This is a genomic window from Amycolatopsis sp. NPDC051106 (genome assembly GCF_040682775.1).
Classification (GTDB): Bacteria; Actinomycetota; Actinomycetes; order Mycobacteriales; family Pseudonocardiaceae; genus Amycolatopsis.
Genome location: NZ_JBFBBQ010000020.1, coordinates 79,958 through 92,631, shown reverse-complemented (window position 1 = coordinate 92,631; position 12,674 = coordinate 79,958). Strand labels below are relative to the sequence as shown.

General features: G+C 72.9%; 14 protein-coding genes. 10 read left to right on the top strand and 4 right to left on the bottom strand.

The annotated features are described in order from the left end of the window. The first annotated feature begins 55 nt into the window (after positions 1 to 55). From AB0M83_RS18000 to AB0M83_RS17980, 5 genes are read left to right on the top strand one after another with little or no spacing between them, the layout of a single operon-like run. Positions 56 to 1,591, top strand: a complete 1,536-nt coding sequence (locus AB0M83_RS18000; protein ID WP_364518302.1) for an ABC transporter substrate-binding protein — start codon at positions 56 to 58, stop codon at positions 1,589 to 1,591. After that, complete coding sequence (locus AB0M83_RS17995; protein ID WP_364518300.1) at positions 1,588 to 2,553, top strand: ABC transporter permease; 966 nt, start codon at positions 1,588 to 1,590, stop codon at positions 2,551 to 2,553. Before AB0M83_RS18000 ends, AB0M83_RS17995 begins: the two co-directional genes overlap by 4 nt. Further along, complete coding sequence (locus tag AB0M83_RS17990) at positions 2,550 to 3,446, top strand: ABC transporter permease (RefSeq protein ID WP_364518298.1); 897 nt, start codon at positions 2,550 to 2,552, stop codon at positions 3,444 to 3,446. Before AB0M83_RS17995 ends, AB0M83_RS17990 begins: the two co-directional genes overlap by 4 nt. Beyond that, on the top strand, positions 3,443 to 4,237 hold the full coding sequence (locus AB0M83_RS17985) for an ABC transporter ATP-binding protein (protein WP_364518296.1): 795 nt from the start codon (positions 3,443 to 3,445) through the stop codon (positions 4,235 to 4,237). Before AB0M83_RS17990 ends, AB0M83_RS17985 begins: the two co-directional genes overlap by 4 nt. Then, positions 4,234 to 5,034, top strand: a complete 801-nt coding sequence (locus AB0M83_RS17980) for an ATP-binding cassette domain-containing protein (RefSeq protein ID WP_364518294.1) — start codon at positions 4,234 to 4,236, stop codon at positions 5,032 to 5,034. Before AB0M83_RS17985 ends, AB0M83_RS17980 begins: the two co-directional genes overlap by 4 nt. Before the next feature lie 215 nt (positions 5,035 to 5,249). Here the strand turns inward: AB0M83_RS17980 and AB0M83_RS17975 are convergent, their stop codons facing one another. Continuing rightward, positions 5,250 to 6,179: an ROK family protein gene (locus tag AB0M83_RS17975; RefSeq protein WP_364518292.1), complete on the bottom strand. Its 930-nt coding sequence runs from the start codon at positions 6,177 to 6,179 to the stop codon at positions 5,250 to 5,252. A gap of 42 nt (positions 6,180 to 6,221) precedes the next feature. Between AB0M83_RS17975 and AB0M83_RS17970 the strand changes: the two genes are divergently transcribed. Next, complete coding sequence (locus AB0M83_RS17970; protein WP_364518290.1) at positions 6,222 to 6,971, top strand: creatininase family protein; 750 nt, start codon at positions 6,222 to 6,224, stop codon at positions 6,969 to 6,971. After that, positions 6,968 to 8,095 carry an enolase C-terminal domain-like protein gene (locus AB0M83_RS17965; protein ID WP_364518288.1) on the top strand — a complete coding sequence of 376 codons (1,128 nt, stop codon included), beginning with the start codon at positions 6,968 to 6,970 and terminating at the stop codon, positions 8,093 to 8,095. The genes AB0M83_RS17970 and AB0M83_RS17965 overlap by 4 nt, the downstream gene beginning before the upstream one ends. Before the next feature lie 61 nt (positions 8,096 to 8,156). On the opposite strand, the gene AB0M83_RS17960 is transcribed toward AB0M83_RS17965, so the two are convergent. Next, positions 8,157 to 9,134, bottom strand: coding sequence for a VCBS repeat-containing protein (locus AB0M83_RS17960; RefSeq protein ID WP_364518286.1), 978 nt, complete (start codon positions 9,132 to 9,134; stop codon positions 8,157 to 8,159). A 171-nt stretch (positions 9,135 to 9,305) separates the two neighbouring features. Between AB0M83_RS17960 and AB0M83_RS17955 the strand changes: the two genes are divergently transcribed. From AB0M83_RS17955 to AB0M83_RS17945, 3 genes are read left to right on the top strand one after another with little or no spacing between them, the layout of a single operon-like run. After that, a complete protein-coding gene (locus AB0M83_RS17955) occupies positions 9,306 to 9,677 on the top strand; it encodes a GntR family transcriptional regulator (protein WP_364518284.1) in 372 nt (123 codons plus the stop codon). Further along, a complete protein-coding gene (locus AB0M83_RS17950; protein WP_364518282.1) occupies positions 9,674 to 10,552 on the top strand; it encodes an ABC transporter ATP-binding protein in 879 nt (292 codons plus the stop codon). The genes AB0M83_RS17955 and AB0M83_RS17950 overlap by 4 nt, the downstream gene beginning before the upstream one ends. After that, positions 10,552 to 11,247 carry a hypothetical protein gene (locus AB0M83_RS17945; protein WP_364518280.1) on the top strand — a complete coding sequence of 232 codons (696 nt, stop codon included), beginning with the start codon at positions 10,552 to 10,554 and terminating at the stop codon, positions 11,245 to 11,247. Before AB0M83_RS17950 ends, AB0M83_RS17945 begins: the two co-directional genes overlap by 1 nt. A gap of 3 nt (positions 11,248 to 11,250) precedes the next feature. Here AB0M83_RS17945 and AB0M83_RS17940 read toward each other — a convergent pair whose 3' ends face one another. Together AB0M83_RS17940 and AB0M83_RS17935 are read right to left on the bottom strand one after the other, a co-directional pair. Further along, positions 11,251 to 11,652 carry a DUF302 domain-containing protein gene (locus AB0M83_RS17940; RefSeq protein WP_364518278.1) on the bottom strand — a complete coding sequence of 134 codons (402 nt, stop codon included), beginning with the start codon at positions 11,650 to 11,652 and terminating at the stop codon, positions 11,251 to 11,253. 167 nt (positions 11,653 to 11,819) lie between these two features. Then, positions 11,820 to 12,638, bottom strand: a complete 819-nt coding sequence (locus AB0M83_RS17935) for a maleylpyruvate isomerase N-terminal domain-containing protein (protein ID WP_364518276.1) — start codon at positions 12,636 to 12,638, stop codon at positions 11,820 to 11,822. Positions 12,639 to 12,674 lie beyond the last annotated feature (36 nt).

Sequence of the window (12,674 nt, the reverse complement as noted above, 5' to 3'; positions counted from 1 at the left end):
CGCAATCGCGTTCCATGTGACGGAACGCTCTTCCGTGAGACGGAAAGGAGGCGCCGTGTCCCCACTGTCGCGCCGCGACGCACTGAGGCTCGGCGGGCTCGCGCTCCCCGCGCTGGCCCTGCCCGGGCTGCTGGCCGCGTGCGGCACCGCCGCCGGCGCGACCGGCAGCGTGCTGCGGGTCGCGCAGATAGCGGACCCCAAGACGCTCGACCCGCAGAAGCAGGGCGACATGACGTCAATGAACGTGCTGACCAACATGTTCGACACGCTCACCACCCGCGGACCGGACAACCGGCTCGTGCCCGGTCTCGCGCTCGAATGGTCCTCACCCGACCCGCTCACCTGGCGCTTCAAGCTGCGTCCCGGCGTCGAGTTCCACAACGGCGAGCCGTGCGACGCGAACGCCGTCGCCTTCAGCATCAACCGGCTGCTCGACCCCGCCACGAAGTCGCCGATCGTCGAGCTGCGCTACGTCAAGCAGGCGGTGGCCGTCGACGACCTGACAGTGGACCTGCGCTGCGCCCAGCCCGACCCGATCATCCCGGCCAAGGTGTCGCTGTTCGGCGGTGTCGCCGTGCCGCCGGGGTACCTCAAGCAGGTCGGCAACGCCGGATTCGCGAAGCACCCGGTCGGCACCGGGCCGTTCACCTTCGCCGACTTCCAGCGTGACCACCGGCTGCGGATGCGCGCGAACCCCGCGTACTGGGGCGGCAGGCCGGCCTACGACGAGCTGGTGTTCCTCCCGATGCCCGACCCGTCGTCGGCACTGGCCTCCCTGCAGAGCGACGAGGTGGACATCGTCGCCAACCTGACCCCGGACGCCGCGCTGCAGCTGCAGGGCTACAAGGGCGTCGCCATCCGGAACTTCCCCGGCATCCGCACGTCGTACCTCTCGCTCGACACGACCAGCGGCCCGCTGCGCGACGTGCGCGTCCGCCGGGCGCTCAACCACGCCGTCGACGTGCCGCTGCTGATCAAGGCGGTGCTCGACGGCAAGGCCCGCGAGGTGCCGACGATGTTCCCGCGCGAGTCGTTCGGCTTCGACCCGTCGATCGCGCCGTTCACCCGCGACGTCGGCCTGGCGAAACAGCTGCTCGCCGAAGCCGGTTTCCCGGACGGTTTCGACACTTCGCTCACCGCGCAGACCGCCGACGGCAACCTCGCCGAGGCGATCTCCGGCCTGCTCGCCCGCGTCGGCGTCCGGGCCCGCGTGGACCTCGTCGACGCCGGCACGTACAGCAGCCGGCTCACCTCCAGCAACCGCGGCGCCCTCGGCCCGATCTACCTGGCCGCCAGCACCGGCTGGACGCTCGACGCCGAGAGTCTCGTCCAGTCCAACGTCCGCCACGACCGGCGGCAGAGCCGCTGGCACAACGCCGAAGCCGACCGCCTCGTCGACGCCGAGGAGCAGTCACTCGTGCCCGCCGACCGGCAGCGGGCCTTCACCGGCCTGCAGCGGCTTCTCAAGCAGGAGGCGCCGTTCGTGTTCCTCTACCAGATCGACAACATCTGCGCGGTCAACACGCGTCCACAGTGGACACCAGGCGTGGTGGGCGTGCTGAACATGGCGAAAGCCGAGGTGACCTCGTGAGCACCGTCGCCCTCACCCGCCGCCCGGCGGCCGGGGCCGCCGTGCTGCGCACGGTCGCCGGCAAGGTGCTGACCGCCGTCATCGTGCTGTTCTTCGTGGCCACGGCGGCGTTCTTCCTGGTCCGCCTCTCGGGCGACCCGGTGAAGCTGATCCTGCCGCCGGACGCGACCACCCAGCAGGAGTCCACGCTGCGCGCGAGCCTCGGGCTCGACCGGCCGCTGCTCACGCAGTACCTCGACTACCTCGGCGGCCTGCCGCGGCTGCACCTGGGCACGTCGCTCGTCTACGACCAGCCGGTCGCCGACGTGCTGCTCGCCCGCGTCCCGGCGACGCTGGAGCTGGCCGGCGCGGCCCTGCTGCTGGCCCTGCTGATCGCGATCCCGGCCGGCACGTTCGCCGCGCTGCGGCGGGGCCGCGCGGGCGACACCGGCGTGATGACCGGGGTCCTCGTCGGCCAGTCGACCCCGGCGTTCTGGGTCGGAATCCTGCTGATCCTCGTCTTCGCCGTCCGGCTGCAGGTGCTGCCCGCCTCCGGCTACGGCGGTTTCGAGCACCTGGTGCTGCCCGCGGTGACCCTGGCCGTCTACTCGGTCGCGGTGATCGCGCGGCTGCTGCGGACGTCGCTGATCGACGTGCTCGGCGCCGACTACATCCGCACCGCCCGCGCGAAAGGCCTCGGCACCGGCGGCGTCGTGCTCGCCCACGGCCTGCGCAACGCCGCGCTGCCGGTGGTCACGGTCGTCGGGCTGGAGGTCGGCTCGCTGCTCGGCGGGGCGATCCTCACCGAGCAGGTGTTCTCCTGGCCCGGCCTCGGCCGGCTCACCGTGGAGGCCATCCAGAACCGCGACTTCCCGCTCGTGCAGGCCGCGGTGCTGTTCTTCGCCGCCACGTTCGTCGTGGTGAACCTGCTGGTGGACCTGTCCTACACGCTGCTGGACCCGAGGGTGAGGGTGACCGCATGACGGCCTTGAACGCCACCGCGCTGCCCGCCGCCCGGGTGGCCCGCCCGAACGTGGTGCGTGCCGTGCTGCGCAGCAAGCTCGGCGTCGTCGCCCTCGCCGTGCTGACCCTGATGGTGCTCGTCGCCCTGCTCGCGCCGCTGATCGCGCCCTACGACCCGGGCGCGCAGGACCTGCTGGTGCGGCTGCACCCGCCCGCGTGGGCCGCCGGGGGCGACGCTTCGCACCTGCTCGGCACCGACCAGCTGGGCCGCGACATCCTGTCCCGGCTCTGCTACGGCGCCCGCGTCTCGCTGCTCGTCGGCGCGTGCGCGGCGCTGCTGGCCGGCGTCGTCGGCGCGGCGATCGGCCTGGTCGCCGGGTTCCTCGGCGGCTGGTTCGACCGGATCCTCATGCGGATCGCCGACATCCAGCTCGCGTTCCCGGCGATCCTGCTCGCGCTGGCCATCGTCGGGTTCCTCGGCTCCGGGCTCTGGTACGTCGTCCTGGTGCTCGGCTTCACCGGCTGGGTGTCCTACGCCCGCGTCATCCGGTCCGAGGTGCTTTCCTTGCGCACCAGGGAGTTCGTCACCGAAGCGCGCGCGATCGGCGTCACCGACCTCACGATCATGCGGCGCCACCTGCTGCCCAACGTCATGGCGCCGCTGGCCACCATCGGCACGCTGCACGTCGCCGCGGCGATCGTGGCGGAGGCGTCCCTGAGCTACCTCGGTCTCGGTGTCCCGAAACAGACCGTGACCTGGGGCGGCATGCTCGCCGACGGCCAGCTGTACCTCGGCACCTCGTGGTGGGTGGCCGTGTTCCCCGGGGTCGCGCTGATGCTCACCGCGCTGGCCGTCAACATCACCGGCGACGTGCTGCGCGACGTCGCGGACCCGAAGGCGTACCGCTCATGAGCCTGCTGGAGATCAACGATCTGCGCGTCGAGTTCCACGTGGACACCGGCGCGGTGACCGCCGCCGACGGCGTGAGCCTGACGGTGGCCGAAGGCGAGACGCTGGCGCTGGTCGGGGAGTCCGGCAGCGGCAAGACGGCGACGGCGCTGTCGGTCCTGCGGCTCAACCCCGAACCGCCGTGCGTCTACGCGGGCGGCGAGATCCTGCTGGACGGGCGGGACGTTCTTCGACTGTCCGAAAAGGACCTGCGGCGGATTCGCGGGAACGACGTCGCGATGGTGTTCCAGGACCCGATGACCAGCCTGAACCCGGTGAAGCGGGTCGGTGCCCAGGTCGCCGAAGTCGTCCGGAAGCACCGGGGCGCGTCCCGGGCCGAGGCGCGCACGGCGGCCGTGGAAGCGTTGCGGGAAGCCGGCATCCCGGACCCCGAGCGCCGGGCTTCCCAGTACCCGCACCAGCTTTCCGGCGGGCTGCGGCAACGCGTGATGATCGCGATGGCGCTGGTCGGCCGGCCGCGGGTGCTCATCGCCGACGAGCCGACGACGGCGCTCGACGTCACCGTGCAGGCGCAGATCCTCGACCTGCTGGTGGACCTGCAGCGGCGCCACGGCATGGCGATCCTGCTCATCACCCACGACCTGGGCGTCGTCGCCGAAGTCGCCGACCGGGTCGTGGTCATGAACGCCGGGCGGGTCGTGGAGACCGGCGAAGTGGTGCCGCTGTTCGAGGCACCGCGGGAGGACTACACGCGCGAGCTGCTGCGTGCGACACCGAAGCTGGAGCGGGTATGACGAACCTGGTCGAGATCCGCGGGCTGCGCAAGGACTACGGCGCGCTGCCCGCGGTGGACGGGGTCGACCTCGACGTCGTCGCGGGCGAAACCCTGGCCGTGGTGGGGGAGTCCGGCAGCGGCAAGACGACCCTGACCCGGCTGCTGCTGCGGCTGGCCGAACCCACCGCGGGCACGGTCCGCTTCGACGGCGCCGACCTGGCGACGCTGCCGCCGCGCCGGCTGCGGAAGGTGCGGCGCGAGATGCAGGTGGTGCTGCAGGACCCGTATTCGAGCATGAACCCGCGCCTGCGCGTGACGGAGATCGTGGGCGAGCCGCTGGTGACGCACGACGCGGCACTGCGTGGGCGGAGGGGCCGGGCCCGGGTGCGCGACCGCGTCGCGGAGCTGCTCGACGCGGTCGGCCTGCCACCCCAGGTGCAGGACCGCTACCCGCACGAGTTCTCCGGCGGGCAGCGCCAGCGCATCTCCATCGCGCGGGCCTTGGCGCTCGAGCCGCGGCTGGTGGTGCTCGACGAGCCGACCAGCGCGCTGGACGTGTCGGTGCAGGCCCAGGTGCTGGACCTGCTGGCGGGCCTGCAGAAGCGGCTGGACCTGACGTACGTGTTCGTGTCGCACAACCTCGCGGTGGTGCAGCAGATCGCCGACCGCGTCGCGGTGATGCGCGCCGGGAAGATCGTCGAGCTGGCAGGGGCGGCCGAGCTGTTCCGCGCACCGTCGCACGAGTACACGCGCAGCCTGCTGGACGCGGTGCCGAACCCGGATCCACGGTTGGCGCGGCGGCGGGTGTCGGGGTGAGGGTGTCGGTGGTGGGGGAGTGCGTGGCCGGTCTGCGGGTATACGGGTGGCGTGTCGGACGCGGTGCCGAACCCGGATCCGCGGTCGGCGCGGCGGGTGACGGCGTGAGCGGGTCGGTGGTGGGGGAGTGCGAGCCCGGTCTGTGGGTACGCGGGCGGTTTGTCGGGCGCGGTGGTTCCGTGTCGGGCTCGTCGACGAGCGGCCGGGTGAGCGGGTCAGTGGTGCGAGAGCACGAGCCCGGCGCCGCCGAGGAGGGCGACGTCGTCGGCCGGGCCCGGGCTGACCACCACCCGGGGCGGCTCCGCTCCGCTCGCCCACGACGAGTCCTCCCGCAGCCGCTCCTCGATGCGCGACCGGAAGCGCTCGCCGCCGTCGGCGGCCTCGCCGTGCAGCACGAACAGGCCCGGCGCGAACAACTGCTGGATGTTCACCAGCCCGAGCGCGATGTTGGCGGCGTACTCGTCGAGCAGGGGGTGCCCGGCCAGCTCGCGCACCGAGCGCGCCGGCAGGCCGCGCCGGTCGGCCTCGGCGCGCAGCCACGGTGTCGTCGCGACGGTCTTCCAGCAGCCCCGCGCGCCGCACGTGCAGGGGCGCCCGCTCGCGGCGACCGTCATGTGCGCGCCGCTGCGGCCGCCCGGCGGGGCCAGCACCTCGCCGCCGTACAGGATCCCCACGCCCAGCACCTCGCCGGTGGAGACGGACGCGAACGCGGTGCGGCCGCGGCCTTCGCCGAACCAGCGGTCGCCCAGGACCTGCAGCCGCGCCCGGTGTTCGACGTGGACCGGCACACCGGCCACAGTGGACAGCACAGCCGCGACCGGATAACCGTGCAGCGCGGGCACTTCGTTGACTTCGATGATCACGCCCGCCCCGGCGTCGACCAGCCCGGCCGCCGCCACGCCGACGCCGACCGGCCGGGTGGGGAACCGCGCGACCGCGGCCAGGGCCGTGTCGATCTCGGCCCGGTCCGCCGTGCCGCGCGGGTACGTCGCCTCCGCGCGCCACACGACCGCGCCGGACAGCTCGACCAGTGCCGCCCGGACCCGGCCGGGCAGCAGCTCGACGGCACCCAGCAGCGGCCCGCCGGCCTCGGTCGCGGCCGGCGCCGGAACCAGCCGCAGGGCCGGGCGTTCGCCGGTGCTCATGGGAGTCACGATGCCACGACCGGGAGCGAGAGGGGAGACCAGATGCCCGAACTGACGCGGATGACCTGGCGGGAGGTGCGCTCGGCGGCGCGGACGGCGATCGCCGTGCTGCCGATCGGTTCGCAGGAACAGCACGCCGGCCACCTGCCGATGGGCACCGACACGATGCTCGCCGAGGCGGTCACCGACCGGGCGCTCGAGCGCCTCGGCGGCGAGCCGGCCGTGGTGCGGCTGCCCGCGCTGCCGTTCGGCCACAGCCCGCACCACCTGTTCGCCGCGGCGGTGTCGCTGCGCGCGGCGACGCTGCGGGCCGTGCTCGCCGACGTCCTGGACTCGCTGGCCACCAGCGGGTTCCGGCGCGTTCTCTTGGTCAACGGCCACGGCGGCAACGACGAGATCATGCGCCTGGCGGTCAAGGAGTACGCGCTCCGCGCCGACGTCGCGCTCGGGGCGTGCTCCTACTTCTCGCTCGGCGAACACAGCGGCTCACCCGGGCACGCGGGGCACTACGAGACGTCGCTGATGCTCGCGGCGCACGCGGACCTGGTCCGCCCGCCCGAGCCGCGGCCCGAAGTGGTGCCGCCGCCGCTGTTCGCCGAACCGCCGTACCCGGGCCTGACCGCCGAACGCCACGGCGAATGGGCCCGCGTGGGCGGCAGCACCGACGACGCCACCGGCGCGACCGCCGAAGGTGGCGCCGGCCTGCTCGAAAACCGGGTGACCGCCCTCGCCGGCGCGATCCGCGCGTTCGACGCGGCCACCCGCGCAACCCACGCCGAAGGGGAGGCATGAAGATCACCGAAGTCGACGCCTGGGTCGTGAACCTGCCGTTGACCAACCCGTTCACCAGCTCGTTCGAGACCAAGACGGGCGAGACCCGCACGGTGGTGCGGCTGCGCACCGACACCGGCGTGACCGGCTGGGGCGAGACCATGTGGGGCCGCCCGGTCGCCGAGTTGGTCCGCAAGCTCGGCGCGGAGCTGGTGGGGCGGAGCCCGTTCGCGCTCGAGGCGTTCCACCGGCGTCACCACATGGTGCCGTTCTTCCACGGCTACCTCGGCTACGCGGCGCTGGCCGCCCTCGACGTCGCGTGCTGGGACCTGATGGGGCACGTCACCGGCCAGTCCGTGACCGACCTGCTCGGCGGCCGCGTCCGCGACGACGTGCCGATCACGGCGCTCGTCACGCGCGCCGACGCCCCCGGCGCGACGGGCCGCGAACTGGCCCAGGGGATCGCCGAACACGCGGCGAAGGTGGTCGCGCGGGGCGGGTTCACGGCGGTGAAGCTCAAGGGCACCACCGACGTCCGCGGCGACGTCGCGATCATGCGCGAGCTGCGGCGGGCCCTCCCGGACGTCGAGCTGCGCGTCGACCCGAACGCGGCGTGGTCGGTGCCCGACTCGATCCGCGCCGGGCTGGCGCTGGAGGAGCTGGACCTGGAGTACCTCGAAGACCCCTGCGTCGGCATCGAGGGGATGGCCCAGGTACGGGCGAGGGTCCGGATCCCGTTGTGCACCAACATGTGCGTGGTCCGCTTCGAGGAGTTCGCGCCGGCGGTCCGCCTCGGCGCGGTCGACGTGATCCACGGGGACGTCTACAAGTGGGGCGGGATCGCGGCGACGAAGGCGCTGGCCGCGCACTGCGAGACGTTCGGCCTCGGGATGAACCTGCACAGCGGCGGCGAGCTCGGCATCGCGACGGCGGCGCACCTGGCGGTGGTGGCGAGCACGCCGGTGCTGTCGCGGGCGATCGACAGCATGTACTACCTGCACGCGGACGACATCGTCGAGCCACTGGAGCTCACGGCCGGCCGGCTGCGGGTGCCGTCCGGGCCGGGGCTGGGCGTGACGGTGGACGAGGAGAAGCTGGCCCACTACGCCGGACGCAACGAGCGGGAAGGCGATTTGACGGGCTGAGCGACGAGACACCCGGCGGGCCGCCCGCGCTGCGCGGGCGGCCTGGGCCGGCGAAGCGGATCTACTGCGAGCGCAGCACCCAGACGTCGTTGTCGTTCACCGCGACCAGGTCCGCGTCCCCGTCGCCGTCCACGTCCGCCGTCAGGGTCTCCTTCGTGCCGGCGAACGCGTCGGCGTACCACAGCTCGGGCGCGGCGTAGCCCGCGCCGGTGGAGCGCATCACCCGCACATCCGTGTCGCCGACGGCGATGAGGTCCGCGTCCCCGTCGGCGTCGATGTCCGCGGTCAGGGTCTTCCTGGTGCCGTAAAAGGGCATCGCCGACCACTGCGCCGGGGTGTCGAACCAGCGGTTGGCGTTTCCCGGCACCACTCTCGTGCCGCCCGCGTCGACGAGGATGAAGTCGGCCTTGCCGTCGCCGGTCGCGTCCGCCGCCAGCGTGGCCTTCTCGCCGCGGATCGGCGGAGCCCACGCCGTCAGGGGCAGCGTCGAGGTGCCGTTCGACCGGGCCGCGAGGGTGGCCACGTCGAACAGGCCGATCACGTCCGTGTCCCCGTCACCGTCCAGGTCCGCCGCCAGGTTCCCGTAGTCGCCGGCGATCGTGTTGTTCAGCCACTGCGTGGGCGTCCCGAACCGTTCGACGCCGTAGTAGTCGATGATCGACCGCGCCACGAAGATGCCGCGCGGGGTCGAAGCCGTGGGCCGCCGGACCGCGATGGCGTCCGCGCGCCCGTCGTTGTCCACATCGCCGACGAAGTTCGCGTTGCCGTTGAAGCCGGTGCTCAGGAAGTTGCCCGCGCCCCAGTTCTGCTGCGCCTGGAAGGCCGAACCGGTCGACAGCTTCACGTAGCACCCGTACAGGTAGGTGTTGTAGCTGACGAGGTCGTCCTTGCCGTCGCCGTCGACGTCCCCGGCCATGACGGCGACCTGCGCGGTGAACGGGCCGGCCGACCACTGTTCCGGCACGCCGACAGCCCGCGCCGGCGTGGTGAGGGTCAACGACAGCAGACCGGCCACCCCGGCCACCACCAGAACTCGCATCACGTCCCCTTCGTGTCGGCTTGCCGTATCCAGGTCGCCGCCAGACGGGGATTGTTACGGCGACGCGCTCGGGACGTCGTGAAGACGGGGTGCGGTCCCGGCCTTGACAGCGGCTGGCGGAGGCTCCATGGTTAGCTACATGAGTAATGAACCGACGAACCGTCCCGCGCGGTGGTCGGCGTGAAGGACGACGGACGGCCGCTGTTCCTGCAGATCGCCGAGTGGATCGAGAACTCGATCGTCGACGGCAGCCTGGCCGCGGACACGCAGGTGCCCTCCACCAACGAGCTCGCGGCCTTCCACCGGATCAACCCGGCGACCGCGGCCAAGGGCATCAACCAGCTCGTCGCGGACGGGATCCTCTACAAGAGACGAGGCATCGGCATGTTCGTCGCGACGGACGCCCGCGCGCAGCTGCTGGAGCGGCGGCGGCGGGACTTCACGCGGCAGTTCCTCGCCCCGCTGATGGCGGAGGCGGGCAAGCTCGGCATGGACGCCGAGGAGATCAAGAAGCTGATCGACGTCTGGGAGCCGCAGCGATGAACGTGGTGCGCACGACCGGGGTGACGAAGCGCTACGGCCCGCTCGCCGCGCTCGACGGGGTGAGCGTGGAGCTCGCCGGGAACACGATCCACGGCCTGCTCGGCCGCAACGGCGCCGGCAAGACCACGCTGATGCGGATCCTCACCGGGCAGGCCTTCGCGACCGGGGGCACGGTGGAGGTTTTCGGGCAGCACCCGTACGAGAACGCCGACGTGCTTTCGCGGGTCTGCTTCATCAAGGAAAGCCAGCACTACCCGGAGAAGTTCCGCGTGAAGCACGCGCTGCGGGCCGCCGAACTGCTCTACCCGGACTGGGACGACGCCTACGCCGCGGAGCTGCTGGCGGACTTCGCCGTCCCGGCCGGCGGCCGGATCGGCCGGCTCTCGCGCGGTCAGCTCTCGGCGGTCGGGGTGGTCATCGGGCTCGCTTCGCGGGCCCCGCTGACCCTGTTCGACGAGCCTTACCTCGGCCTCGACGCCGTCGCGCGTCAGCTGTTCTACGACCGGCTGCTGGCCGACTTCGCCGAGCACCCGCGCACGATCGTGCTCTCCACGCACCTGATCGACGAGGTCGACACCCTCATCGAGCACGTCGTGCTGCTCGACTGCGGCCGGGTGCTGCTCGACACCGACGCGGAGTCGCTGCGCGGCGAGGCCGTCGCGGTGACCGGGCCCGCCGAGGCCGTCGAGCGCTTCGCCGCCGGCCACCGGGAACTGCACCGCGAGCGGATCGGCGGCTCCCTGCGCGTCACCCTCACCGGCGCGCGGGACCGGTACGAGCCCGGCCTGGACTTCGAGCCGGTTTCGTTGCAGCAGCTGGTCGTCCGCACCACCCAAGGCCGCGGCGGGCCGGTCGCCGCCGGGAAGGAATCCTGATGACACGCGTGCTCGACGTCGCGCGGATCCAGCTGGTCCACTGGCCGGTCCTGCTCGCCTATCCGCTGGGGTTGCTGGCCCTGCTGCCGCTGCTGGGCTGGGGCATCGACGTCTCCAACGGCGAAGGCGCGCTCGGCGCGCACGAGATCTACCTGCTGCCGGCGGTGTGGGGGGTGGTCGCGCCGGCGCACCTGCAGTCGATGACGCAGGTGTTCCCCTTCGCGCTGGGGCTCGGCGTGACCCGCCGGACGTTCGCCGCGGCCACCGCGCTGGTCGTCCTCGGCCAGGCCCTGGTCCTCGGGCTCGCGATGGTGGCGCTGGACGTCGCCGAGCGCTCGACCGGCGGCTGGGGCCGGGACGCGCAGATCTTCGGGCTGGAAGTGCTGGGTTCGCACGGCCCGGCCGCGCTGTGGTTCGTCTACAGTGGACCGCTGGTCGCGGTGTCCGCGATCGGGGTGCTGGCGGGCGTGGTGTTCCAGCGCTGGCGGCAGACGGGGATCTACCTCGCCCTCGCCGGTGCCGTCGCGCTGCTCGCCGGGACCAAGATCCTGGTGTCGCAGCGGAGCTGGTGGCCCGCGATCGGCGACTTCTTCGGCGGCCAGCCGTCGTTCGCGCTGTACACCGTCTATCCGCTGGCGTTCGCCTTGGCGCTCGGCGGCGCGGCGTGGCTGGTGCTCCGGCGCGCGACGGCGTGACCGTCAGTCCTGGGTCGCCTGGCGCGCCAAGCGCTCGACGGCGGAGGCGGTCGCCGTGACGACGCCGGCCGTCGCCGGGGAAAGGCCGTGGCGCCGCGCGATCCAGCCGACCTCGGTGTAGGTCACCCACGCCCGGCCGTCCTCATCCTCCCAGACGAGGAACTTCAGCGGCAGGTCGAGGCCGGCGACCTGGTTCTCCTGCATCAGCTGGGTGCCGCCGCGCGGGTTGCCGAAGATGAGCAGGAACGTGGGCCGCAGGGCCAGGTCGATCTCGTGCGCGTTGCGGGCGTGGTCGACCCGGGCGAACACGACGAGCCCGGCGGCGGTGATGGCCCGCTCGAGCCGTTCGACGGTCGCGTCCACCGGCCACTTGCTCGGGACGGTCGCCAGGCCCTGCTGGTCCACGGTGTCTCCTCGGCTCAGCGGCTCACGCCGTCACCAGCGTACGGCCGCGGAGACCCCGGCGCTGCCGGTGAACGCTCTCCGGCCGCACCCCCAGGCCGGCCGGCGAGCGTCGACCTTCCCCGGTTACCGGGTCCCGACGGTAGCCGCTCGCCGCGCGACGAGGCGAGTCACAGAGTGCACAGTGAGCGGCCGCGGCGGTTTCCCGGTGCCCGGTGAAGCGGGGTGACGCCGTCAGCCCGCGACGTGGGCGGTGTGCTCGACCCAGTGCCGGGCGAGCTCGGCGTCACCGTCGATGGTGACGTGGCCGGTCTCTTCGCCGGGCCCTGGACGATCACGTCGGCGGTGCCGCCGCCGGGCTGCCGGCGCGCACCGCCGGGGTGGCGTTCGACGCGCCATTCGAGGCCGGGGTCGCCGGTGGCACGCCAGAGCAGGGTCTGGCCGGTGCCCCGCAGCGCGGCCACGGAGTCCGGGCGCCGGGCCGTCCAGGTCGGCGAGGTGAGCATGGCCAGGTGGTTGGTGATGAGCGCCGCGGCGACGTCGGTGTCCACGTCGTGATCGTGGCCGGCGGTCGCGGCCGCGTCGAAGCCGTGCACGACCGCCTCGTTGAGCAGGCTGTCGAGCCAGAACCGCGCACCGGTCCGGTCGTCGCCGGCGGCGTTGAACACCGGGGCCGCCAGCGCCGCACCGGAGCAGGCCCCGGCCGCACGGGTGGCGGCGCCGGACAGCCACGCCGGCCAGGTCACGGGGTCGGCGGGCAGCTCGGCGACCCCGGCCGGCAGCCCGGCGGGGTCGGTGATGCGGCGTTCGACGATTTCGGACACCCAGTGCAGGGTCTGGCCGACGTGCTCGACCAGGCTGGTCACGGTCCAGCCGGGGCAGGTCGGCACCGCCGCGTCCGCACCCGCCGCGCGGGCGCATTCCGCCAGCTGCCGGACGTGGTCCTGGAGTGCTTGCCGGCGGCGATCCGCACTCGGCTCGGGATTCATGGTGTGTCCTTCCCATCGACGAGGACCACGGCTCGC

Coding starts and splice junctions, on each gene's coding strand:
- AB0M83_RS17950 (WP_364518282.1), top strand. CDS start 9,674: ATGAACGTGGTGCGCACGACCGGGGTGACGAAGCGCTACGGCCCGCTC.
- AB0M83_RS17975 (WP_364518292.1), bottom strand. CDS start 6,179: ATGAGCACCGGCGAACGCCCGGCCCTGCGGCTGGTTCCGGCGCCGGCC.
- AB0M83_RS17965 (WP_364518288.1), top strand. CDS start 6,968: ATGAAGATCACCGAAGTCGACGCCTGGGTCGTGAACCTGCCGTTGACC.
- AB0M83_RS17990 (WP_364518298.1), top strand. CDS start 2,550: ATGACGGCCTTGAACGCCACCGCGCTGCCCGCCGCCCGGGTGGCCCGC.
- AB0M83_RS17935 (WP_364518276.1), bottom strand. CDS start 12,638: ATGAATCCCGAGCCGAGTGCGGATCGCCGCCGGCAAGCACTCCAGGAC.
- AB0M83_RS17980 (WP_364518294.1), top strand. CDS start 4,234: ATGACGAACCTGGTCGAGATCCGCGGGCTGCGCAAGGACTACGGCGCG.
- AB0M83_RS17970 (WP_364518290.1), top strand. CDS start 6,222: ATGCCCGAACTGACGCGGATGACCTGGCGGGAGGTGCGCTCGGCGGCG.
- AB0M83_RS17985 (WP_364518296.1), top strand. CDS start 3,443: ATGAGCCTGCTGGAGATCAACGATCTGCGCGTCGAGTTCCACGTGGAC.
- AB0M83_RS17945 (WP_364518280.1), top strand. CDS start 10,552: ATGACACGCGTGCTCGACGTCGCGCGGATCCAGCTGGTCCACTGGCCG.
- AB0M83_RS17960 (WP_364518286.1), bottom strand. CDS start 9,134: ATGCGAGTTCTGGTGGTGGCCGGGGTGGCCGGTCTGCTGTCGTTGACC.